General features: G+C 68.8%; 19 protein-coding genes. 14 read left to right on the top strand and 5 right to left on the bottom strand.

The genetic code is table 11. The annotated features are described in order from the left end of the window. The first annotated feature begins 238 nt into the window (after positions 1 to 238). From EV644_RS38250 to EV644_RS38270, 5 genes are all read left to right on the top strand, one after another. Complete coding sequence (locus EV644_RS38250) at positions 239 to 1,636, top strand: ATP-binding protein (protein WP_132195405.1); 1,398 nt, start codon at positions 239 to 241, stop codon at positions 1,634 to 1,636. Position 1,637: 1 nt separating this feature from the next. Beyond that, complete coding sequence (locus EV644_RS38255) at positions 1,638 to 3,605, top strand: vWA domain-containing protein (protein WP_132195407.1); 1,968 nt, start codon at positions 1,638 to 1,640, stop codon at positions 3,603 to 3,605. Between the two features lie 377 nt (positions 3,606 to 3,982). Continuing rightward, positions 3,983 to 6,625, top strand: a complete 2,643-nt coding sequence (gene ppdK, locus EV644_RS38260) for a pyruvate, phosphate dikinase (protein ID WP_241999325.1) — start codon at positions 3,983 to 3,985, stop codon at positions 6,623 to 6,625. Between the two features lie 812 nt (positions 6,626 to 7,437). Then, the gene (locus EV644_RS38265) at positions 7,438 to 8,229 is read left to right on the top strand and encodes a class I SAM-dependent methyltransferase (RefSeq protein ID WP_132195411.1); all 792 of its coding nucleotides are present in this window, start codon (positions 7,438 to 7,440) and stop codon (positions 8,227 to 8,229) included. 149 nt (positions 8,230 to 8,378) lie between these two features. Continuing rightward, complete coding sequence (locus tag EV644_RS38270; protein ID WP_132195413.1) at positions 8,379 to 8,657, top strand: YciI family protein; 279 nt, start codon at positions 8,379 to 8,381, stop codon at positions 8,655 to 8,657. Positions 8,658 to 8,676: 19 nt separating this feature from the next. Here EV644_RS38270 and EV644_RS38275 read toward each other — a convergent pair whose 3' ends face one another. Next, positions 8,677 to 9,897 (bottom strand): hypothetical protein, encoded by a 1,221-nt coding sequence (locus EV644_RS38275; protein WP_132195415.1) that lies wholly within the window; start codon positions 9,895 to 9,897, stop codon positions 8,677 to 8,679. A 152-nt stretch (positions 9,898 to 10,049) separates the two neighbouring features. Here EV644_RS38275 and EV644_RS38280 point away from each other — a divergent pair, with 152 nt between their 5' ends. Continuing rightward, on the top strand, positions 10,050 to 11,576 hold the full coding sequence (locus EV644_RS38280; RefSeq protein ID WP_132195417.1) for a helix-turn-helix domain-containing protein: 1,527 nt from the start codon (positions 10,050 to 10,052) through the stop codon (positions 11,574 to 11,576). Here EV644_RS38280 and EV644_RS38285 read toward each other — a convergent pair. Together EV644_RS38285 and EV644_RS38290 are read right to left on the bottom strand one after the other, a co-directional pair. Beyond that, positions 11,541 to 12,380 carry an alpha/beta hydrolase gene (locus EV644_RS38285; RefSeq protein WP_132195419.1) on the bottom strand — a complete coding sequence of 280 codons (840 nt, stop codon included), beginning with the start codon at positions 12,378 to 12,380 and terminating at the stop codon, positions 11,541 to 11,543. The two genes, EV644_RS38280 and EV644_RS38285, sit on opposite strands and share 36 nt — an antisense overlap. Continuing rightward, the gene (locus EV644_RS38290; RefSeq protein ID WP_132195421.1) at positions 12,377 to 12,970 is read right to left on the bottom strand and encodes a TIGR03086 family metal-binding protein; all 594 of its coding nucleotides are present in this window, start codon (positions 12,968 to 12,970) and stop codon (positions 12,377 to 12,379) included. Before EV644_RS38290 ends, EV644_RS38285 begins: the two co-directional genes overlap by 4 nt. A 116-nt stretch (positions 12,971 to 13,086) precedes the next feature. On the opposite strand from EV644_RS38290, the gene EV644_RS38295 reads away from it, so the two are divergent. Then, on the top strand, positions 13,087 to 13,719 hold the full coding sequence (locus tag EV644_RS38295; protein ID WP_132195423.1) for a TetR/AcrR family transcriptional regulator: 633 nt from the start codon (positions 13,087 to 13,089) through the stop codon (positions 13,717 to 13,719). Here EV644_RS38295 and EV644_RS38300 read toward each other — a convergent pair. Together EV644_RS38300 and EV644_RS38305 are read right to left on the bottom strand one after the other, a co-directional pair. Further along, positions 13,659 to 14,936, bottom strand: coding sequence for an MFS transporter (locus EV644_RS38300; RefSeq protein ID WP_132195425.1), 1,278 nt, complete (start codon positions 14,934 to 14,936; stop codon positions 13,659 to 13,661). The genes EV644_RS38295 and EV644_RS38300 overlap by 61 nt on opposite strands. Next, on the bottom strand, positions 14,933 to 15,514 hold the full coding sequence (locus tag EV644_RS38305) for an ArsR/SmtB family transcription factor (RefSeq protein WP_132195427.1): 582 nt from the start codon (positions 15,512 to 15,514) through the stop codon (positions 14,933 to 14,935). The genes EV644_RS38300 and EV644_RS38305 overlap by 4 nt, the downstream gene beginning before the upstream one ends. Before the next feature lie 83 nt (positions 15,515 to 15,597). Here EV644_RS38305 and EV644_RS38310 point away from each other — a divergent pair, with 83 nt between their 5' ends. From EV644_RS38310 to EV644_RS38340, 7 genes are all read left to right on the top strand, one after another. Continuing rightward, entirely contained in the window at positions 15,598 to 16,206 is a 609-nt protein-coding gene (locus tag EV644_RS38310; RefSeq protein ID WP_132195429.1) for a dihydrofolate reductase family protein, read from the top strand. 112 nt (positions 16,207 to 16,318) lie between these two features. Next, positions 16,319 to 16,747, top strand: a complete 429-nt coding sequence (locus tag EV644_RS38315; RefSeq protein WP_199240245.1) for a nuclear transport factor 2 family protein — start codon at positions 16,319 to 16,321, stop codon at positions 16,745 to 16,747. Between the two features lie 95 nt (positions 16,748 to 16,842). Next, entirely contained in the window at positions 16,843 to 18,096 is a 1,254-nt protein-coding gene (locus tag EV644_RS38320) for a deoxyguanosinetriphosphate triphosphohydrolase (protein WP_132195431.1), read from the top strand. A 159-nt stretch (positions 18,097 to 18,255) separates the two neighbouring features. Then, positions 18,256 to 19,497 carry an NAD(P)/FAD-dependent oxidoreductase gene (locus EV644_RS38325; protein ID WP_132195433.1) on the top strand — a complete coding sequence of 414 codons (1,242 nt, stop codon included), beginning with the start codon at positions 18,256 to 18,258 and terminating at the stop codon, positions 19,495 to 19,497. 44 nt (positions 19,498 to 19,541) lie between these two features. Further along, positions 19,542 to 21,443 (top strand): DNA primase, encoded by a 1,902-nt coding sequence (gene dnaG / locus EV644_RS38330; protein WP_132195435.1) that lies wholly within the window; start codon positions 19,542 to 19,544, stop codon positions 21,441 to 21,443. Positions 21,444 to 21,450: 7 nt separating this feature from the next. Further along, the gene (locus EV644_RS38335) at positions 21,451 to 22,206 is read left to right on the top strand and encodes a class I SAM-dependent methyltransferase (RefSeq protein ID WP_132195437.1); all 756 of its coding nucleotides are present in this window, start codon (positions 21,451 to 21,453) and stop codon (positions 22,204 to 22,206) included. Between the two features lie 146 nt (positions 22,207 to 22,352). Continuing rightward, positions 22,353 to 23,270, top strand: coding sequence for a sigma-70 family RNA polymerase sigma factor (locus tag EV644_RS38340; protein WP_132195439.1), 918 nt, complete (start codon positions 22,353 to 22,355; stop codon positions 23,268 to 23,270). Positions 23,271 to 23,286: the final 16 nt, after the last annotated feature.

The following is a 23,286-nucleotide window of genomic DNA, read 5'->3' on the forward strand; positions in this document are numbered from 1 at the left end:
CCCAGGGTGCAGGCCCCGGCCCCAGGGCCCCAACACCCACAGCCCCACCAACACCCCTGACCTCCGCCAGCCAAAACCATTCCCCAACAGGCTCTACAAGTGGTCAGCGGTCGAACAACCGGCTAGTGAGCGGCGGTCGCCCAGGCGTTCGGCTAGTTGTGCGGCAGGGGTCGGCGGAGCCGACAGGGGGTGAGATATTGCGTGTGGGGGTTGGGGTGGGCGAGCTAACGTCTGCAGGGTGACTAGTGCACCTGTTGAGCTTCCTCGTAAGGCTGGTGAGCTTCGCGCCGCCGGATTCCTTCCCCGCACGATCAAGGCCGAGATCCGCGACAACCTGTTGACCGAGTTGCGCGCCGGCCGTGATCCCTGGCCCGGCATCGTCGGGTTCTCCCGCACTGTTATCCCCCAACTGGAACGCGCCCTGCTCGCGGGGCATGACGTAGTACTGCTCGGTGAGCGTGGTCAGGGCAAGACGCGCCTGCTGCGCACCCTGGTCGGCCTGCTCGACGAGTGGACGCCGGTGATCGAGGGCGCCGAGTTGCCCGAGCACCCGCTGGAGCCGATCACGCCGGCGTCGAAGCGTCGCGCGGGCGAGCTCGGTGACGATCTGCCGGTCGCCTGGCTGCACCGCAGCCTCCGGTACGCCGAGAAGCTCGCGACGCCCGACACCTCCGTCGGGGACCTGATCGGTGACGTCGACCCGGTGAAGGTGGCCGAGGGGCGCAGCCTGGGTGACCCGGAGACGATCCACTTCGGGCTGGTACCGCGGGCGCACCGCGGCATCGTCGCCATCAACGAGCTGCCGGACCTCGCCGAGCGGATCCAGGTCGCGCTGCTCAACGTGATGGAGGAGCGCGACATCCAGGTCCGCGGGTACACCCTCCGGCTGCCGCTCGACGTGTTGCTGGTGGCAACGGCCAACCCGGAGGACTACACCAACCGAGGCCGCATCATCACCCCGCTGAAGGACCGCTTCGGCGCCGAGGTGCGGACCCACTACCCGCTGGACATCGACGCCGAGGTGGACGTCGTCCGGCAGGAGAGCCACCTCACCGCCGAGGTCGGCGAACCACTGCTCGAGGTGCTCGCCCGGTTCGTCCGGCATCTGCGCGAGTCGAACGCGATCGACCAGCGCTCGGGTGTCTCGGCCCGGTTCGCGGTCGCCGCCGCCGAGACGGTCGCAGCCGCCGCGCTCCGCCGCAGCGCGATCACCGGTGAGCAGCCTGCCGTCGCCCGGCCGGTCGACCTCGGCGCGGTTCCCGCCGTACTGCGGGGCAAGCTCGAGTTCGAGCCGGGGGAGGAGGGGCGCGAGACCGAGCTGCTCGAGTACCTCCTGCGCAGGTCCGTCGCCGACACCGCGCGCGAGCGGTTCGCCGGGCTCGACCTGACCCCGCTCGCGGATGCCGTTGCCAACGGCCACCTTGTCACCACGGGCGAGCGGATCCCTGGCCGCGACGTGCTCTCGGCCCTTCCCGAGCTCCCCGTCCTCCACGACGTGGCAGCCCGCGCAGGTGTCGAGCCGGACGACTCGCCAGGCAGGATCGCAGCCGCGGTCGAGCTCGCCTTGGAGGCGCTCTACCTGTCCAAGCGATTGGCCAAGGACGCCGACGACGACACCACGATCTACGGGATCTGACATGACCGCCGCGATACCCGAAGGCTGGTCCTACGGCCCGTGGCACGAAGGGCCGGATCCGCTGGCGCCGCCGGTGGATCTCCGGGACGCACTGGACGAGCTCGGCCGGGACGTGATGGCCGGGTCGTCACCCAGGTCCGCGCTGGAGGAGTTGCTCCGGCGCGGCACCCGCAACACCCAGGGCCTCGACGACCTGACCCGCAGGTTGTGGGAGCGACGTCGCGAGATCCAGCGACGCCACAACCTCGACGGCACGCTGCGGGACGTGCAGCGGCTGCTCGACGAGGCACTCGAGGCCGAGCGGCGTGAGCTGTTCCCGAACCCGTCCGACGATGCCCGGTTCCGGGAGGCGCAGCTCGACGCGCTTCCCGCCGGTACGGCGGCCGCGGTACGGGAGCTGGCCAACTACGACTGGCAGTCGGAGGAGGCCCGGCAGAAGTACGAGGAGATCCGGGAGACGCTCGGCCGGGAGCTGCTCGGGTCGCGCTTCGAGGGCATGAAGGAGGCCCTGCAGAACACGACGCCGGAGGATATCGAGCGGATCAACGAGATGTTGTCCGACCTCAACGCGCTGCTGTCCGCCCATGCGCAGGGTCATCCGCAGATCGACGAGCTGTTCAACGAGTTCATGGCGAAGCACGGCGAGTTCTTCCCGGAGAACCCGCGCAGCGTCGACGAGCTGATCGACGTACTGGCCGCACGAGCGGCAGCCGCGCAGCGGATGCTCAACTCGATGACCGCAGAGCAGCGAGCTGAGCTTGCCCAGCTCTCGCAGCAGGCGTTCGGCAACCCGCAGCTGTCGCAGCAGCTGGCCAACCTGGATGCCCAGCTCCAGGCGCTCAGGCCGGGCGAAGACTGGTCCGGGTCCGAGCGGATGAGTGGCGACGACCCGCTCGGTCTCGCCGAAGGTGCTCGGGCCATGTCCGATCTGGCGGAGCTGGACGCGCTGGCCGAGCAGCTGGCCCAGTCGTACCCGGGTGCCAGGCTCGAGGACATCGACCTGGACGCGCTCACCCGCCAGCTGGGCGACGAGGCGACGGTCGACGCCAAGCGGTTGTCCGAGCTCGAACGGCAGTTGCGCGACCAGGGTCTGCTGGAGCGTGCGCCCGACGGCACGCTGCAGTTGTCCCCGAAGGCGTTGCGCCAGCTCGGACAGACAGCGCTCGCCGACCTACTCCGGACGGCTCGCGGCCAGTCCGGTGAACGCGACGCAGCCTCGGCCGGAGCAGCCGGCGAGCTGAGTGGGTCCAGCCGGGCCTGGCAGTTCGGCGACACCCAGCCGTGGGACGTGCCGCGCACGATTCGCAACGCAGTACTGCGTACTGCGGGCGCCGGGCGAGGTGGCTCGGTGAAGCTCGACGTGGCCGATGTGGAGATCGCCGAGACAGAGCACCGGGCCCGGGCCGCCGTGGCACTGCTGGTGGACACCTCCTGGTCGATGGTCCAGGAGGGACGCTGGCTGCCGATGAAGCGGACCGCGCTCGCCCTGCACCAGCTGATCTCGACCCGCTACCGCAACGACGCCCTACAGCTCATCACCTTCGGCAGGTACGCCGAGGTGGTGGAACTGCCGCAGCTGATCGGCATGGAAGGCACCTGGGAGCAGGGCACGAACGCGCACCACGCGTTGCTGCTCGCGGGCCGGCACCTGCGGCGTCACCCGGACGCCCAGCCGGTGGTCCTGATGGTCACCGACGGGGAGCCGACGGCTCACCTCGAACCGGACGGCACGGCCGAGTTCGACTACCCGCCGCGGCCGGCGACGCTGCGCAAGACCGTCGCCGAGGTGGACCGGCTGGCCAAGCTCGGCGCATCCCTGACGGTGTTCCGGCTCGGGGACGATCCGCGGCTGACGGCCTTCGTCGATCTGCTCGCCCGGCGCAGTGGCGGACGGGTGCTCGCGCCCGACCCGGACGGCCTCGGCGCGGCCGTCGTCGGCGACTATCTGAGGACTCGTCGCAGGCTCTGACGAGGTCCCGCGGCGGGCTCCGGAACGACCCGCCGCGGGCTCTGCCAGGTGCTCATCCGGCAGGGAGTACCCATCTCGAAGGTGGGTTACTCCCTGCTTTTGCGTTTCCTCGGAAAAACCTCCCGTTGTCCATGGTTGTCAACGAGGTAAGGGTTTTCCGGCCATCGACATGTGGGCAGTGTCACCATCTCGTCGTGAGACCAGTGTTCAACTGGACTGGTTTTTGGGCTTACTCTGAAAAGACGTCCCTCGCCACCGGAGTCGTCGGGCCAGCGGTCACCATGCCGCGACCGGACTGAGCGACCACTCGCCGCCCACATCCTCAGGGAGTCACCGTGCCGAAACTCGTCTACGACTTCGCCGAAGGCAACAAAGACATGAAGGAGTTGCTCGGCGGCAAAGGGGCAAATCTCGCCGAGATGACCAATCTCGACCTGCCCGTGCCGCCCGGTTTCACCATCTCCACCGAGGCCTGCAAGGTGTTCCTGGCGACAGGCTCGGTGCCGCCCGAACTGGCCGACGAGATCGATCACCACGTCGACTCGCTGCAGCAGAAGCTGGGCAAGAAGCTGGGCCAGGCGGACGACCCGCTGCTCGTGTCGGTCCGCTCCGGCGCTGCCGCGTCGATGCCCGGCATGATGGAGACGGTGCTCAACGTCGGCCTGAACGACGACTCCGTGAACGGCCTCGCGCACCAGTCCGGCAACCCGCGGTTCGCCTGGGACGCCTACCGCCGGCTGATCCAGATGTTCGGCAAGACCGTGCTCGACATGGACGGCGACGTCTTCGAGGACGCGATCGAGGCGGCCAAGAAGGCCAAGGGCACGAACAACGACCTGGACCTCGACGCCGACGATCTCAAGGCCCTGGTGGAGACCTTCAAGGCCGCCGTCCAGGAGCACACCGGCCGTGAGTTCCCGCAGGACCCGCGCGAGCAGATGGACCTCGCGATCGAGGCGGTCTTCGGTTCCTGGAACGCCGAGCGCGCCGTCCTCTACCGCCGTCAGGAGCGGATCGCCACCGACCTCGGCACGGCGGTGAACATCTGCTCGATGGTGTTCGGCAACCTCGGGATGGACTCCGGCACCGGCGTCGCCTTCACCCGCGACCCGTCCAGCGGCCAGCCCGGCGTGTACGGCGACTACCTGCAGAACGCGCAGGGCGAGGACGTCGTCGCCGGCATCCGCAACACGGTCCCGCTGGCCGAGCTGGAGCAGCTGGACAAGACGTCGTACGACGACCTGATGGCGATCATGGCCAAGCTGGAAGGCCACTACCGCGACCTGTGCGACATCGAGTTCACCGTCGAGCGCGGCAAGCTCTGGATGCTGCAGACCCGCGTCGGCAAGCGGACCGCGGGCGCCGCCTTCCGGATCGCGACCAGCCTGATCGACGAGGGCATGATCGACATCGACGAGGCGCTGCGCCGGGTCAAGGGCGCCCAGCTCGCCCAGTTGATGTTCCCGCGGTTCGACAGCGACGCGGAGACCGACCTGGTCACCAAGGCGATCGGGGCCTCCCCAGGCGCCGCCTCCGGCAAGGTCGTCTTCACCTCCGCCGCCGCGGTCGAGGCCGCCGACCGGGGCGAGAAGGTGATCCTGGTCCGGCGCGAGACGAACCCGGACGACCTGCACGGCATGATCGCCGCCCAGGGCATCCTGACCAGTCGCGGCGGCAAGACCTCGCACGCGGCGGTAGTTGCCCGAGGCATGGGAAAGACCTGTGTCTGCGGGGCCGAGGAGCTCGACGTCGAGGTAGCCGCCGGCAAGATCCTCGTCAACGGTACGACGATCAACGCGGGTGACGTGATCTCCATCGACGGGACCACCGGCGAGGTGTTCCTCGGCGAGGTCCCGGTGGTTCCGTCCCCGGTGGTGCAGTACTTCGAGGGCTCGCTGGCTCCCGATGCCGGTGATGAGCTGGTGGCCGCGGTGCACCGGCTGATCACCCACGCCGACGAGATCCGGCGGCTCGGCGTACGGACGAATGCGGACACTGCCGACGACGCGAGCAGGGCTCGGCGGTTCGGTGCCGAGGGCATCGGTCTGTGCCGGACCGAGCACATGTTCCTGGGGGAGCGGCGCGAAGCGGTCGAGCGGCTGATCCTGGCCGACGACGCCGAGGAGCGCGAGGCGGCGCTGGCCGAGCTGGAACCCCTCCAGCGTGGGGACTTCCTGGAGCTGCTGACGGCGATGGACGGGCTGCCGGTGACGATCCGGCTGATCGACCCGCCGCTGCACGAGTTCCTGCCTTCGATGGAGGAGCTCGCGGTCAAGGTGGCGATCGCCGAGGAGCGCGGCGAGGATCCGGGCCGCAACAAGACTCTGCTGGCCGCGGTCGAGCGGCTGCACGAGCAGAACCCGATGCTCGGTCTGCGCGGCGTGCGGCTCGGCCTGGTCGTGCCGGGGCTGTTCGCGATGCAGGTCCGGGCGATCGCCTCGGCGGCGGCAGAGTTGCGCAAGCAGGGCAAGGATCCGCGGCCCGAGATCATGATCCCGCTGGTCGGCGCGGTCCAGGAGCTCCAACTGGCCCGCGACGAGGTGAACGCGGTCCTCGCCGAGGTCGACCGGTCGACGGAGGCCGACGGCTCTCGCGGGGTGGAGTGGAAGACGCCGATCGGGACGATGATCGAACTTCCGCGCGCCGCGGTGATCGCGGACCAGATCGCCGAGGCGGCCGACTTCTTCTCCTTCGGCACCAACGACCTGACCCAGACCACCTGGGGCTTCAGCCGGGACGACGTGGAGGGCGCGTTCTTCTCCCGCTACCTGGAGAAGGGCATCTTCGCGGTCTCGCCGTTCGAGTCGATCGACCGGGAAGGCGTCGGCGCGCTGGTCCGGACCGGGGCCGAGCGTGGTCGCGCGGCCAAGCCCGACCTCAAGCTCGGCATCTGCGGCGAGCACGGCGGCGACCCGGACAGCATCCACTTCTTCCACGAGGTGGGCCTGGACTACGTCTCCTGCTCGCCGTTCCGGATCCCGGTGGCGCGCCTGGAAGCCGGCCGGGCCACCCTGCTCTAAGCGATCGCTGGCTGCCCCGGTCCGATCATCGGTCGGGCCGGGGAGTCGCTACGTCGGACGGGTGGTTCGCCAGGCATAGGCGGGGGTGGTTCGCGGTCTCCGCTGCGTGAGTGTGCTAGTCGTGCTGGTGTGCGTCAAGAGCGCCTTCGGCGTCCCTTCGGGATCGAGCAAGCTCGACTCTTGACGCACCCCAGCCCGACCAGGGAAGGACGCAGCTACGCGGATCCCGCGGGGAGGTCTGAGCCGGATCGGGTGGAGTGCTCCGGGGGGGGAGGGCCGCGGGATTCGCCGCGTGGCCGCCGGGTCCCGGGCGGCGGACGAACCGCAGCGCCCAGGTCGGTGATGCGGGGTGGGTCGGGTGGTGTTTCCGGGGCGGGGTGTACCGAGCGACAGGCAGTACCGCGCCGATCGCTGAGGTCCCAGGCGTGGGTTGCTCGCCGGGGTGGTCTGTTCGGCGACTACGTCCTGTCCTTCGGTACGCGACAGGCTCCCCGGGGTCGGTTGTCGCCCGTGCGTGGTGATTTCCGCCGATTCCGGGGGCACGGACTCGGGCTTGGACTCGGGCTTGGCGCTGGCAGGTTGTGGGCCGGCTGGCGGCTTGCAAGGTGGCAGCCGCCGAACAGCCCGTCATCGGGCAGGCCGATCGCCGGCCGAGCCCGGATGGCGTGCAGTTGCCAGGGGAGCGGGAACACCTCGCGGGGAGTTGGGACAGGCTGTGTGTGTCCGAGGTCCCGCGTTGGGGTCCGAGGTCCGTCTCAGTTCAGCACCAAATTCATCGAGCTCTCAGGCCGTCATGCACTAGCGTCCACCCCATGAGCCGGCAGGAGTTGCGCAAGACCTTCGGCGAGGACGCGGAACTGTACGACCGGGTCCGGCCGACCTACCCCCACAAGTTGTACGACGACCTCGCCTGGCTGCTCGGGAATCCGACCCGGCCGAGGGTGCTGGAGATCGGCCCGGGCACCGGCCAGGCGACCGCACCGATGCTCAAGCGCGGCTGGTCCGTCAAGGCGGTCGAGCTGAGCCCGGACCTGGCCCGGGTCGCGCGAGCCAAGCTCCCGGGCCTGGAGGTGATCACAGCGGACTTCGAGAGCTGGGAGTTGCCGCCGGAGAAGTTCGACCTGGTGTTCTCGGCGACGGCGTTCCACTGGATCGACCCGGACATCCGAGTGCAGAAGGCAGCCGACGCACTAGGCCCGGGCGGGATGCTCGCAGTGATCTCGACCGAGCACATCGCCGGCGGCAGCCACCAGCTGTTCGTCGACTTCGAGGACTGCTACCAGCGGTTCAACCCGGACCCTCCCGGCGAGGGCCTGCTTCCGGCGGACGCCATCCCGACGGACTCGGCGGAATTCGACGCGAGCGGCCGGTTCGGGCCGGTGGAGTTCCGCCGTTACGAGTGGGAACGGCGCTACACGACCGCGGAGTACCTCGATCTGCTGTCGTCGTACTCGGGACATCGAGCCTTGACAGATGAGGCTCGTGACAGACTGTACGGCTGTATCAGCGCTCGCATCGACGCGGTGGGAGGCTCGATCACGAAGCGTTACCTTACTCAACTGTCTGCAGCAAATCTCCTTAACCAACCTCTTGCATCCAGCTGATTGAGTGGTCAAGATATCCGAGCGGGAAGGGCGATCACTCGTCGACTTTCGGGTCTGACCTGAACCAGCCGCTGTGGCGGCTCGTGACTCCCTTCCCGCACCAAACTTCTCGTCGCGAGCCACGAGCCTCCCCTTATAAGGTCGACGGCATGGCTCTCTTCGCACTGCAATTGACCTTCACCGACACCGACCGGCGGCTGCAGGTCCGCCCGGCCCACCGGGAGTACCTGACCAAGTTGCGGGAGGCCGGGAAGCTCCTCACCGCAGGGCCTTTCGCCGACCAGAGCGGTGCGCTGCTGATCTACGACGTCGCCGACGAGGCCGAGCTCCGCGAGATCCTGGCCAACGACCCCTACACGCCGGCCGACGTCTACGAGATCGCGTCGCTGCAGGAGTGGCAGCCGCTCTTTCCGGTCAAGCCCGTATAGGGGGCCCAACGGCCCGAGGTCAGACCTCGGTCGGTTCCAGGTCGAGGAAGTCGACGTAGGCCCACAGCCAGACCAGCGGCGCGAGCACCATCTCGGCATCGCCCTCGTCGTCGGCTACGAACAGCATCGACCCGTCGCCTCTGGAGATGTCCTCGAGCACCGAGCCGCAGACCTCGAGCGCTGCCTCGAAGGTCCGCACCTGCGGGCCGCTCTCCCACAGCGGGTAGGGGAGCGGCAGCACCGGCGCTTCGTCGGTGCCGTCCAGGTCCACCGAGACCTGCTGCAGCATCTCGTACAGGTCGTAGGAGATCAGCCCGGCGAACGGGCTCCCGTCGACGCCGATCAGGTACGGATCGTCGGCGCCGTCGCGGAACGCGTCCCGCACCAGCGGCAGCGCGGCCGCCAGATCGGACATCTCGATGTACGGCGCCTCGTGGGGCACCTCGTCCTCTTCCACGAGTTCCCCGCTGCGCATCTGGTCGAACGAGTGCAGCAGATCGCTCAGCTCGTCGTACGCCCCGCCGCCGGGAGCAGCCTGGGCGCGCTTCTCGAGATCGCGGAGGTGCTCGACCAGGTCGTCCTCGAAGTGCAGGTCGAATCGCGGCAGCCCGGGCTCGCGGCCGGCGTTGATCTTCGCGACGAGCTGGGTGGAGATCGGCCCGAGCCGCTCGGCCAGCACCTCCAGCGGGGTGGTCGGCTTCTCCTCCTCGTCGTACGCGCAGGAGTCGTCGTCGGTCTTGCCCTCGTTCTCCATCGCCAGCAGCACGGAGAAGGCCGGGAAGGCGATCAGCGCGGCGGTGGCGAGCATCCCGTCGCCGATCAGCATCAGCGGGTTGCCGCCCGCCTCGGTCCGGCGTAGATGGTCGGGCAGCAGTACCGCGGCCTGCTCGACGTTCACCTGACTCGCGAGCGAGGAGAGCCCGTGGTCGGTGTCGACGCCCAGTTGCTCGACCAGCGTCTCGGAGCTCATGTCGAAGTTCGAGCGCAGGTAGTACCGCAGCCAGCCCGCGTCGACCGGATTGCCGAGCAGGTCGGCGATCCGGGCGCGGAAGTCGGCCAGGTCCGCGACTGCCAGCACCACGAGCACCGGCTGGTCGCCGTCGCCGATCACCAGCGGCCGGGTGTCGCCGTTCTGGAATCCGTCGATGACCTGGGCAAGGCCGTCGGCCGCGGCCTCCAGCGGCCAGGACTCCGCCTCGAACTCGGTCACCCCTGACGAGGTGCCGACGTCGTCGGGCATCTGCTGGTCCTCTCCGGGCGGGGCGGGGTGGCGTCTACTGTAGGGGGCTGCGGTGTGGCCGGGGGCGGCCGGTCGGTGCGGCGTGACATTGGCTACGCTGTGAGCGGCGGGTCGATGAAGCGATATCTCACATGTGAGATAACGTGCGGCGCATGACTGACGACTACCTGAGCCGGATCGGCAATCTCATCCGGGACGCCCGTAAGCACCGCGGCTGGACGCAGACCCAGCTCGCCGATGTGCTCGGCACCAGTCAGAGCGCGGTGAACCGGATCGAAAAGGGTCATCAGAACCTCACTCTCGAGATGCTCGCCCGGATCGGCGAGGCACTCGACTCCGAAATTGTCTCTCTCGGTGGCGGTCCGGTCCACCTCCGTGTGGTGGGCGGACGCCGGCTGTCCGGATCGATCGACGTGAAGTCCAGCAAGAACGCCGGCGTCGCGCTGCTGTGCGCGTCGCTGCTGAACAAGGGCCGGACCACGCTGCGCAAGGTCGCCCGGATCGAGGAGGTCAACCGGCTGCTCGAGGTGCTGAACTCGATCGGTGTCCGCACCACCTGGCTGAACGACGCCGGCGACCTGGAGATCGTGCCGCCTGAGCACCTGAACCTGGCCGCGATGGACGCCGAGGCGGCCCGCCGTACCCGCAGCATCATCATGTTCCTCGGCCCGCTGCTGCACCGCGAGGACACCTTCCAGCTTCCGTACGCCGGGGGCTGCGACCTCGGCACCCGCACGGTCGAGCCGCACATGTCCGCGCTGCGCCCGTTCGGCCTGGACATCAAGGCGACCGGCGGCGAGTACCACGCGCTGGTGAACCGGGCCGTCACGCCTGGCAAGCCGATCGTGCTGACCGAGCGCGGCGACACCGTGACCGAGAACGCGATCATGGCCGCGGCCCGGCACGACGGCGTCACCGTGATCCGCAACGCCAGCTCGAACTACATGGTCCAGGACCTCTGCTTCTACCTGGACCTGCTCGGCGTGAAGATCGACGGCGTCGGCAGCACCACGCTGACCGTGCACGGCAAGCCGGAGATCGACGTGGACGTCGACTACGCCCCGTCGGAGGACCCGATCGAGGCGATGAGCCTGCTCACCGCCGCGATCGTGACCGGCTCCGAGGTCACCATCCGGCGCGCGCCGGTGGAGTTCCTCGAGATCGAGCTGGCGCTGCTCGAGGAGATGGGCCTGGACTACAGCCGCTCCGACGAGTACCTGGCCGAGAACGGCCGGACCCGGCTGGTCGACCTGACCACCCGGCCGTCGAACCTGCACGCGCCGATCGACAAGATCCACCCGATGCCGTTCCCCGGCCTGAACATCGACAACCTGCCGTTCTTCGCGGTGATCGCGGCGTCGGCGACCGGGCAGACGCTGATCCACGACTGGGTCTACGAGAACCGCGCGATCTACCTGACCGACCTGAACAAGCTCGGCGGCCGGGTCAAGCTGCTCGACCCGCACCGGGTGATGGTCGAGGGCCCGACGCACTGGTCCGGCGCCGAGATCATGTGCCCGCCGGCGCTGCGGCCCGCGGTGGTCACCCTGATCGCGATGATGGCGGCCAAGGGCACCTCGGTACTGCGGTCCGTCTACGTGATCAACCGCGGCTACGAGGAACTCGCCACCCGGCTCAACTCGCTAGGCGCCCAGATCGAGACGTTCCGCGACATCTGAGCTGCTGACGAAGGCGACGGCCTCGGCGATCACGTCCGGATCGACCATGATCCGGCGATGGCCGAGGCCGTTCGTCTGCCGGAACCGCGCCCTCGGCCCGTACGCCGCCAGGAGCAGCGGCGCCTGCTTCGGATCCACGACCTCGTCCTCGTCGTTGTGGATCGCCAGCAGGTCGACGTCGCCCGCGGCCACGGAGTACCTGGTCCAGATCCCGTCGTCCCCGTCGAACAGCCGGCGCTCGATCGAGCGCCGCAGCGATGCGTTCGCCTTGGCTCCGAGTCCGAGCTCCCGGCAGAAGGCGTCGGTGAGATAGCCGAAGTCGGCGAGGCCGCTGATCGTCACCACGCGCTCGACAGAGACACCCTCGCGGATCGCGTACAAGGCGAAGGGCACGCCGAGGGAGTGTGCGATCGCGCCCTCGAACGGTCCGTGCCGGTCCTGCAGACGCCGGATGATCCGCTGGTGGTCGAGGATCGTGCCGGCCGGGCCGGGGGAGTCGCCGTGCCCGGGTGCGTCGTACGAGACCGGGCTGTAGCCGAGCTCGACCAGGCGCGTCACGAACTTGTGGAACCGGGATGCGCGGGAGCGCCAGCCGTGCACGAGCAGGACCGGCCGGGCGCCGTCGCCCCACGCGTAGGTGACGACTCCATCGACCACCTCGACCGTGGCTGCCTCGTGGACCTCGCGTTCGCTCTCGCGCACCTGGCCGCGCTTGAACGGCCGCCGCCACAGCTCGAACGCGACCCGTCCCGCGATCGTCGGCGGCAACACCTTCAAGCTCGCTCGCACCATCTCGAGGATCATCGCGCGCTCCACTTCGGGTCGCGCCCGACCAGCCCGAGCAGCCGCTCGCTGGCCGAAGCGTCCGCATCCACCGGTACTACGGCCGCGAACGCGCCGCCCGCGGATCGTTCGACCGGAAACAACGGGCTCAACCGCAGGGCGGCATCGGCCAGTTCGTCGGGAATGGGGTCGGGCCGTCCGATCGCTCGCGCGACGTCCCACGCGTGCACCAGATAGTCGACGAAGTGCACCGCCACGGCGACCCGGCCGGGGAACACCCCGAACTCCCGAATCTCCACCGGCCGCTCCAGTACGGCGTACTCCGCGAAGGCCGCGGTGACCTTCTCGACCGTGGCCGGGAACTTCGCCAGCGTGATCTCGTCGGGTGGCCCGGGCTTCCAGGCGACGCGATCGATCACGCCGGTCGCGTTCGCCGCGAAGCCGCGGTTCTCCGCGACGAGGTGAGCGATCAGCTCGCCCAGATTCCACTCCGAACAGGGCGTGGGCAGATCGAGCTGGTCCGGCCGGACAGCGGTGACCGCGGTCAGGCAGAGGGACGTGGCGGACAGGTCGAGGGTGCGGGGGTCGAGGTCGCTCAGCACTGAGGTCATGAGGTCCGTTCCTGACGGCTGTGGAAGCTCTTTGGAAACTATACGAACGATCGTATTATTAGTTTGTGTCGGTGCTCCCGTCAACCGAACTAAGATCGCCCGAACAGGAGGTGGCAGTGGAGACGCGTGTCGACGGACGGCTGGTGCGGGGTGACCAGACGCGGCGGGCTGTGCTGCGGAAGGCGGTCGACATCGCCTCGGTGGACGGCCTCGAAGGGCTATCGATCGGCCGGCTCGCCAAGGAGCTGGAGATCAGCAAGAGCGGCCTGTTCGCGCACTTCGGCTCCAAGGAGGAGCTGCAGCTGGCGACCATCCGCGCGGCCCGGCGGATCTACGCGACCTCCGTCGTCGAGCCCGCCTTCGCGGTCGAGCCTGGCCTCGGCCGGGTCTGGGCGTTGAGCGAGAGCTGGCTCGAGTACTCGAAGCGCCGAGTCTTCCCGGGCGGCTGCTTCTTCGCCAAGGCCTCACACGAGTACGGCGCACGCCGCGGCCCGGTGCACGACTTCCTGGCCGAGGTGAACCGTGAGTGGATCCAGCTCGTCGAGCAGACGATCACCGAAGCGGTCGATCGCGGCGAGCTCGCAGCCGATCCGGTGCAGCTGGCCTTCGAGCTCAACGCCTTCTACGACTCCGCGAACATGGCGTCGCTCCTGCGGGACGGCGACGGCCGGGTCTATGCCCAGGCGCGTCAGTCCATCCGTGCCCGACTCGAAGCCGCAGCCACCTCCGGTACTGCGCTGCCGTGGTGATCGGGTAGATCCCGCGTTCCCCTGATCGGGGAGAAGAGCAGGATCAGACCGGCCAGTGGAACACCTGCGGTGGTGATCCACAGCGCCGTACGGAGGCCCAGTACTTCGCCCAGCGTGCCGCCGAGCACGGCGCCGAGGGGGATCGTGCCGAAGTTGAGGAACGACGCGCTCGCTGCTAGTCGGCCGCGGAGTTCGGGTGGGCAGTAGGACTGGTGGAAGGTCGCCTTGATCGTGTTGCCGCCGACCACCCCGACTCCGATGCAGAATCCGCCAACCATGTAGAGGGTGAGTCCCGCTCCCTTGCTGGTCAGGGGAATCAGGAGTGCCGCGGTCGGGAGGATCAGCTCGAACAGGAGGGTGGCGCGCGCAGTACCGACTCTGGCGGCGACGCGGCGGGCTGCGAAGGCGCCGGCTACTCCACCGCTACTGGCGACGGCGATCATCGCACCGACGACCCCGGCCGAGACGCCGACCTCGCGGACCAGGAAGACCACGATGATCGACTGGTAGCCCATCAGTGCGAGATTCGAGACGCCGCCGAAGATCGTCAGGGTGCGGAGCCAGACGTCACCGGCGACCAGCCGAAGTCCGGCGAGGACCTCCTTGGCCAGGGCTGGGTGGTTCGCCGTGTGGACGGCTGGCTCTCGGTGGCGGATCAGGGTCAGGCACAGCAAGGCGATGAGGAAGGTCGAGGCGTCGACGAGCATGCCGTTGACGGCTCCGGTCAGCTGGACGATGAGGCCGCCGCAGCCGACTCCGGCGAGCTGCGCGGCGGACGCGCTGCCGTGGAGCTTCGCGTTGCCTTCGGCCTGGTCGTGTGGGTCGAGGAGGGTGGGGAGGTAGGCGGTGTAGGCGGTCTGGAAGAGCATGGCCGCGACGCCTGTCAGGACCGCGATCGCCAGTAATAGCTGGATTGTGAGCAGGTCTGCACCGGCTGCGAGGGGGATAGAGGCGAAGAGGAGCAGCGAGGCCGCCGAGGCGAGCTGCATGAGCGGGCGGCGGGGGAGGCGGTCGACCCAGGCGCCGACCGGCAGGCCGATGACGAGCCACGGCAGCCAGGCCGCGGCGCTCAGCAGTCCGACCTCGAAGGTTGTCGCCTGTAGCACCGATACGGCGATCAGCGGGAGTGCGACGGTGGACACCGCGCTGCCGAACCTGCTGACCGTCTCACCCGTCCACAGCAACCGGAAGTCGCGATGCCGGACCAGCAGACTCACTGCCGCCGCCGCGGGAACGACTGCAACTGCACCACCACAGGCATAGCCCGCTCGTCCCCGGTCTTTTCCGCAAGGGTCGTCTTGTTCTGCTCGGTATGGCGGTCGATGACCGCGGTGAGGTCGTCGTTGAGGGCGATCAGTTGCTCCGGGGTGAGCTTGAGGTCTCGCCAGTCGGAGAGTGCCGCCGCGTGCTGCCACTCGCCGGGCCAGTCCTCAGCCACATACCGCCGAACGCGCTCGAAGTACTGCTCCACCAGGTGCCGCAGGTAGACCTTCAGCGCCCCGCTGGTCTCCGGGTCGTCGCGGAAGTCGGCCGGGTTCAGCACGGTCTGCCCCTGCGGCACCCGCCACCAGCGCTCGCGCTTGGTCCCGCGGTCGACCTCTTCCTCGATATAGCCGTGCTCCGCGAGCAGCCGCAGGTGCCAGCTGATCGTGCCCGTGCTCTCGCCGAGCCGCGCCGACAGACCGGTCGAGGTGGCCGGCCCGTCGAGCTCCAGCAACTCCAGGATCTGCATGCGCAGGGGATGAGCGAGTCCGCGGAGGCTGCGCGCGTCGATCCGCCGCATCGGTCGGTCCATGGCCTCACGGTAACTTGCCAAGAGTCCTCTGCAAAGGGTCCTCTGGAAGATTTCTGTCGGTGGCGATCTCTAGGTTCAGAGTCATGCGGCCTCATGTGGTGGCTCATCTGGCGGTCTCGATCGACGGTGCGACAACCGGGTTCGAGACCGATCAAGCGCGCTTCTACGCGATGGCGACGCTGTGGCAGGAGGACGTGACGCTGGTCGGTGCGGACACGATCCTGGCCCAGGAGAGCGCGGTCCGCGTCGCCGAGCGGCCGGGTCCACGCGCCGCCGGTCCGCTGCTCGCGGTGGTGGACAGCCGCCACCGCGTCCGCTCCCTGGAGATCCTGCGCGAGCTCGGCTACTGGTCGGACGTGATCGCGCTGTACGCCGACCAGACCCCGGCGCGGGAACCCGACAGCAAGATCCAGGAACTCGTCACCGGCTACGACCGGGTCGACCTCGTCGAGGCCCTCGAGTTGCTCGGCCGGCGTGGCGCTCAGGTCGTCCGCGTCGACAGCGGCGGCGCGCTGGTCGGAGTACTGCTGGAGCTGGGGCTGATCGATGAGGTCAGCCTGCTCGTGCATCCGGTCGTCGTCGGCTCGGCGGCCCGGTGGCATGGGTCGTTCGCCGATCGCCTCGACCTTCGGCTGGCCAACAGCGAGACCTTCGAGGGCGGCATCGTCTGGCTCCGCTACTGCACCGCCTGAACCCCTCTGCCCTTGTCGTTCTGCCGGCTCTTCGGAAGTCGGAGGTTTGAACGGGTCGGCTAACTGGGTACACTGTACGAAGTTTGGTTCTCGACGGTGTGGAGGAGTTCGTTTGAGCGAGACGCAGAGCATGCCCAGCACGTCCGGGTACGTGCCGGAAGCGGCGGAGCTGGCCGGCGTCCAGGCCTGGTTCGAGCGGTACGACGGGCTGGCCGCGGCGCAGGACTACGAGGGGATGGCCGACCAGGCCGTGTTCCCTCTGAACGAGGTGACCGACGACGGCATGGGGCAGGCGAAGGCGGAGCAGTTCGACCGGGCCGGGTTCGTGGCCCAGATGGCCGAGGTGATGGGCGGCGGCGGTGACGTCACGATGGAGACGACCCGGACGCCGCACTTCCTGTCCGCCGGCCTGGTCTTCGTGATCACCGACGGCACGATGACGTACGGCGGGCACACCCAGCCGATCCGGTACGGCGACCTGCTGCTCAAGGTCGACGGCGAGTGGCACTTCCAGACGATGGTCCAGGGCGGCTGGGGCTGACCGTCTGCTTGCGTCCGGAGAACTGAAGGGTTCTTCGGACGCAAGCCAACTGGAGTTGGCGAAAGTGTCGGTCGCGGTGGTTAGTGTGGGCCCTGATGAGGAAGCAGCATGAGGGGTATGACGAGCACGACGCGGAGCGGTGGGTGGCGGAGCCGGTCAAACGGCCCGGCCGCACGGCCTTCGCGCGCGACCGTGCCCGCGTGCTGCACAGCGCCGCGCTCCGCCGGCTCGCCGCCAAGACCCAGGTGGTCACGGCCGGCAGCGACGATTTCGTCCGGAACCGGCTGACCCACAGCCTCGAGGTCGCCCAGATCGGCCGCGAACTGGCAAGCACCCTCGGCTGCGATCCCGACATCGTGGACGCGGCCTGCCTCGCGCACGACCTCGGCCACCCACCCTTCGGACACAACGGCGAGCGGGCGCTGGACCAGTTGGCCGAGGAGATCGGCGGTTTCGAGGGCAACGCGCAGACCTTGCGCCTGCTGACCCGGCTGGAGTCGAAGACGTTCGACCCGGCCGGCCGCAGCGTCGGGCTCAACCTCAGCCGCGCGACGCTCGACGCCGCCACCAAGTACCCGTGGCTCCGGCGTGACGGGGAGCGCAAGTTCGGCGTGTACGACGATGACGCCGAGGTGTTCGAGTGGTTGCGCCGCGGCGTGGACTCCGACGCAGGCCCGGGCCCGCAGTACCGGCGGTGTCTCGAGGCGCAGGTGATGGACTTCGCGGACGACGTGGCGTACTCCGTGCACGACGTGGAGGACGGGATCGTTGCCCATCACCTCGATCTCGACGAGGTCGGCGCCGAGCGGGCGCCGTACTGGGACACGGTGCGGCGGTTTTATTTGTCCGAGGCAACGGATGTGGAGCTCGACGAGGGGTGGCGGCGGCTGACCGGGCTGCCGTACTGGCCGAGGGTGGCCTTCGACGACAGCCGGCGCTCACTCGGCGGGCTGAAGGACCTGACCAGCCAACTGATCGGCCGGTTCTGTACTGCGGCCGAGCAGGCGACGCACGCGCAGTTCGGCAGGTCCCGGCTGATTCGCTACGAGGCCGACCTGATCGTGCCGGACGGGATCCGCACCGAGATCGCGCTGCTCAAGGGGATCGGCATGTTCCACGTGCTGAACTCCCCGGAGCGGCAGGCCCGCCGGGCGGTCCAGCGCGAACTGCTGACCGAACTGGTCGAGGCGCTCTGGAAGTCGGCGCCGCGTCACCTGGATCTGCCGTTCGCCACCGACTTCGCCGAGGCGGCCGACGACAACGCCAGGCTCCGCGTGATCATCGACCAGGTCGCCTCCTTGACCGACCCCTCGGCCCAGGCCTGGCACGCCCAGCTCGTCACCCGCTGACGCAGTACGGATGAGGGCCCGGCGCCGGCCCGCGCTCGTGGATCAGCTCGACGATCCGTTCCCCCAGCGCCGCGCCCGGGCGCGTCCGCGTGGTGCCTCCTACCGTCCGCATCTCCGGATGAACGCGCCCGGCGACGCTTCAAGGATTAATGTCTTGCCATGAGCGACTCAGAGCGGATGGTAATCGTCGGAGCGAGCCTGGCGGGCGCGACCGCGGCGGAGACGCTGCGGACCGAGGGCTGGACCGGACCGATCGTGCTGATCGGGGAGGAGAACGAGCTGCCGTACGAGCGGCCTCCGTTGTCCAAGGGCGTGCTGCTCGGCAAGGACCAGCCGGAGGTCGCTCAGCTCCACGACCGCGCCTGGTACGACGACAACAACGTGGACCTGCGCCTCGGCTCGAAGGTGACCGCGATCGATACGGGCGCTCGCAGGGTGACACTCGCGGACGGCTCCGAGGTCGAGTACGACAAGCTCCTGATCGCCACCGGCAGCCGCGTCCGCAAGCTCGACGTACCGGGAGCGGACCTGCCCGGCATCAACTACCTGCGGACAGCGGCGGAGTCCAAGGCCCTCACCGACGCGTACGCCGCGAAGCCGCGGGTGGTCGTCGTCGGCGCCGGGTGGATCGGCCTGGAGGCGGCCTCGGCAGCGCGCGAGCGTGGCAGCGAGGTCACCGTGATCGAGCCGCAGTCGACCGCGCTCGCGTCGGTGATGGGGGAGCAGGTCGGGGAGCTCTACGCGGACCTGCACCGTCAGCACGGCGTCGACCTGCGCTTCGGTGTCGGCGTCGAGAGCTTCGAAGGTGAGGACCACGTGACCGGGGTGCGTACCTCCACCGGCGACGTGCTCCCGGCAGACCTGGTGGTGGTCGGGGTCGGCGTACAGCCCAACACCGAGCTCGCCGAGGCCGCGGGCATCAAGGTTGCCAGCCGCGAAGACGGCTCGGGCATCGTCACCGGGCCGGACCTGCGCACCTCGGTCCCGGAGGTCTACGCCGCCGGTGACGTGGTCCGCTGGGACCACCCGCTGCTCGGCCACTCGATCCGCGTCGAGCACTGGCAGAACGCGAAGGACAGCGGCAAGACCGCCGCCAAGGCGATGCTCGGCCAGAAGGTGGCCCAGGACGCGCTCCCGTACTTCTTCACGGATCAGTACGACCTGGGCATGGAGTACGCCGGCGACGTACCGCGCGGCACGTCGTACCACGTGGTGCTCCGGGGCGACCCGGCGTCGGGCGCGTACCTGGCGTTCTGGCTGGACGACGACAACCACGTGCTGGCCGGCATGCACGTGAACACCTGGGGCTCGCTGGACGCGGTACAGGACCTGATCCGCTCCAAGAAACAGGTCGATCCCGCCCGGCTCGCTGATTCCTCGGTCGAGCTGTCCGAGGTGTAGGGCCAGTGGTCCCGATCGTTGCGGCTGGACCGTAGACTCACCGCGTGGCAGGCAGGATCAAGGAAGAGGACATCGCGCTGGTGCGCGAGCGTGCTCGGATCGACGACGTGGTCGGCTCGTACGTGACCTTGAAGAACGCCGGCGGTGGGTCGCTCAAGGGGTTGTGCCCGTTCCACGACGAGAAGTCGCCGTCGTTCAACGTCACTCCGGCCCGGGGCTTCTTCTACTGCTTCGGCTGCCAAGAGGGCGGCGACGTCATCGACTTCATCCAGAAGATCGACCAGATCAGCTTCCACGAGGCGGTCGAGACGCTGGCCGCGAAGGTCGGCATCCAGCTGCGCTACGAGGAATCCGGCGCGCCGATGCCGCGGTCGCAGCCGAACCAGCGGCCGCGGCTGGTCGAGGCGCACAGGGTCGCCGCGGAGTACTACGCCGAGCAGCTGTTCGGGGCTCCGGAGGCGATGCTCGGCCGGCAGTTCCTGGACAAGCGCGGCTTCGACCGGGACGCCGCGGTGCTGTTCGGCGTCGGGTTCTCACCGCGCGGTGGCGAGGCGCTGACCGCACACCTGCGCGGCCGCGGCTTCACCAACAGCGAACTCGTCGCCGCGGGGCTCTCCGCGGACGGGCAGCGCGGGCTGTACGACCGCTTCCGCGGCCGGCTGATGTGGCCGATCCGCGATGCCGGCGGCGACGTGATCGGCTTCGGCGCGCGCCGGTTGTTCGACGACGACAAGATCGAGGCGAAGTACCTCAACACGGGTGAGACCGCGATCTACAAGAAGTCCAAGGTCCTTTACGGCGTGGATCTCGCGCGCCGGGAGATCGCCAAGGGCCGCCAGGCCGTCGTGGTCGAGGGCTACACCGACGTGATGGCGTGTCACCTGGCCGGAGTACAGACCGCTGTCGCGACGTGCGGTACTTCGTTCGGCGACGACCACGCGCGGGTGCTCCGGCAGTTGCTGCTGGACCACGACCAGTTCCGTGGCGAGGTGATCTTCACCTTCGACGGGGACAGCGCGGGTCAGCGGGCTGCACTGAAGGCCTTCGAAGGTGATCAGGCGTTCGCGTCGCAGACTTACGTGGCGGTGGAACCGGACGGGCTCGACCCGTGCGACCTGCGGCTGCAGAAGGGTGATGCGGCTGTTCGCGAACTGATCGGGCGGCGGGTGCCGCTGTACCGGTTCGTGCTGTCCAACGTGTTGTCGAAGTATGACCTCGATCGGGCGGACACGCGGATCGACGCGCTGCGCGACGCGGCTCGCCTGGTGATCTCGATCCGGGACCGGTCGAAGGTGGACGCGTTCACGCGCGAACTGGCCGGGCATCTCGGCATGGATGTCGACCAGGTCCGGACCGAAGTACACCGCGCTGCTTCCCGTCCCGCGCCGGCGCCTTCTGCTCCTGAGCGTGGGCCGGTGCAGGTGACGACCGAGCCGCCTCCGCCGCCGCGCGTGGACCTGCCGTCGCCGCGGGATCAGCGATTCGTGATCGAGTGGGACGTCCTGAAGATCCTCATGCAGCACCCGCGGCTGGTGGGTGCCTCCTTCGACGAACTGGACGACCAGGACTTCACGCATCCCTGGCTGGCCGCAGTACGCACCGCCATGGCGAAGGTGGGTGGTCCTGCACTGGCTGCGCCGGGGGAGGCGTGGGTGGTCGCAGTACGGGAGGCCATGGGCAACGATCCGGCCGCTGCTGTGGTGAGCGCCCTCGCGGTGGATCCGCTGCGGCTCGGGCGTGAGCCTGACGAGCAGTACGCGCGGGCCCACGTCGCTCGGCTGCAGGAGCTCACCTGCCTGCGCCGCATCGCCGACCTGAAGTCGAAGCTCCAGCGCACGAACCCGATCGACCGGGCCGACGACTACAACCGCATGTTCGGCGAGCTCATCGCGCTCGAGCGCTACCGCGCCGAACTCCGCGAACAAGCCATCAGCGGCGCCATCTGACGGTTTGATGCGCAGCTTCGAGGATCTGGTCGCGGAAGGGAACGCGGTACCGACCGAGGGGTGGAACGTCTCCTGGTTCGAGGGGCGCGCGACCGAGCAGCGGCCGTCCTGGGGATATCAGCGGTTGATCGGTGAGCGGCTGGCGGGTGTCGAGTCGGCGCTCGACCTGCAGACCGGTGGCGGTGAGGTGTTGGCCGGCGTGCCAGTGGCGCCGCCGCGGCTTGTCGCGACCGAATCCTGGGCGCCGAACCTGGAGATCGCCCGCCACAACCTCGCCAAGCACGGCGCCTCGGTCGTCTCCGTGTTGGATTGGGAGGATCTCCCGTTCGACTCTTCGTCCTTCGAGCTCGTCATCAGCCGACACCCCACGGTGACGATCTGGCCCGAGATCGCTCGCGTGTTGGAGCCTGGTGGTTCGTATCTCTCGCAGCAGGTGGGCGCAGGGAGCGTGCGGGAGCTGACCGACTTCGTGATGGGTCCGCAGCCTGTCGGGGTCGAGCGGGATCCTCAGGCGGTGGCTTCGCAGGCGGAGGCGGTCGGGCTCGAGGTGGTGGAGTTGCGGCCGGAGAGTCTGCGGCTCGAGTTCTTCGACATCGCGGCGGTCGTTCACTTCCTGCGCAAGGTGATCTGGATCGTGCCGGGCTTCACCGTCGAGGCGTACGGCGAGCGGTTGCGCGCGTTGCACGAGCAGATCGAGGCGGACGGGTCGTTCGTGGCGACCACTGAGCGGTTCCTGATCGAGGCTCGCAAGCCGGCAGGGTAAGGCATCTCGGGTGGTTGCCGAGGCGGCCATCCACAGGCTTTCTGTTACTCGGTGGTTACTTGGTGTGGTTGTCCACCGATTCTGAAGTCGTCCGTTCCGGGCGGGTGAATCGCGGCAGTATCCCTTGTGACAGAGGGGAAACCGACATGGCCGAGCTGGACTGCGACTCCGCCGATGTGAACGCGCTGGTGGCGTATCTGCGCGGGATCGGACGTCATGAACTACTGACCGTCGAGGAGGTCAACGAGCTTTCTTACTGGATCGAGGCGGGTCTGCTGGCCGCCGAGCGCTTACTCGATGCTCCGGATCCGCCAAGCATCTCGGACCTGGACGCCCCGGCCTCCACGAGCGTCGCGGACCTGGAGGCGATCGTCCTGCTCGGCGAGGCAGCGCGGCAGCGAATGATCGAGGGGAACCTCCGGCTGGTCGTCTCACTCGCCAAGCGCTACACCGGCAAGGGGATCTCGCTGCTCGACCTGATCCAGGAGGGCAACCTCGGGCTGATGCGGGCGGTGGAGCGGTTCGACCACAGGCTGGGGAACCGCTTCTCGACGTACGCAATCTGGTGGATCCGCCAAGCCATCGGCCGTGCGATCTCCGACCGGTCGCGGCTGGTCCGGATGCCGGCCCAGGCGTACACCGACGCCGGCCGCATCACCGCAGTACAGCGCGAGCTCACTCAACGGCTGGGCCGCGAGCCTTCAACCGCCGAACTGGCCGTCGGCGCCTCTCTGACCGTGGCCCGGGTCGAACGCGCCCACGCCTGGAAGGTCCGCCCGGAGTCCCTTGATCTGGACGAGACCGATCAACTCGTGGACGACGAGGCGATCGTGCTGCGAGCCGCTCTGCGGCGTGACCTGCACTACCAGCTCGAGTTCCTGGACGACGTCAAACAGGCGATCCTCGGGCTCCGCTTCGGCCTGCGGGGTGTGGCGGAGTCCACAGTCGAGGAGACCGCGGCGATCCTCCGGCTCGATCCTGACCGCGTTCGCGCCCTGGAGGCCGAGGCCCTCCGCGAGCTCCGAAGGAGGTGCCGCATTGGTTTGCGGGAGTACGCCGCCTGACGCTTGGACCCGGCTG

Source organism: Kribbella orskensis (assembly GCF_004342085.1).
Lineage (GTDB): Bacteria > Actinomycetota > Actinomycetes > Propionibacteriales > Kribbellaceae > Kribbella > Kribbella orskensis.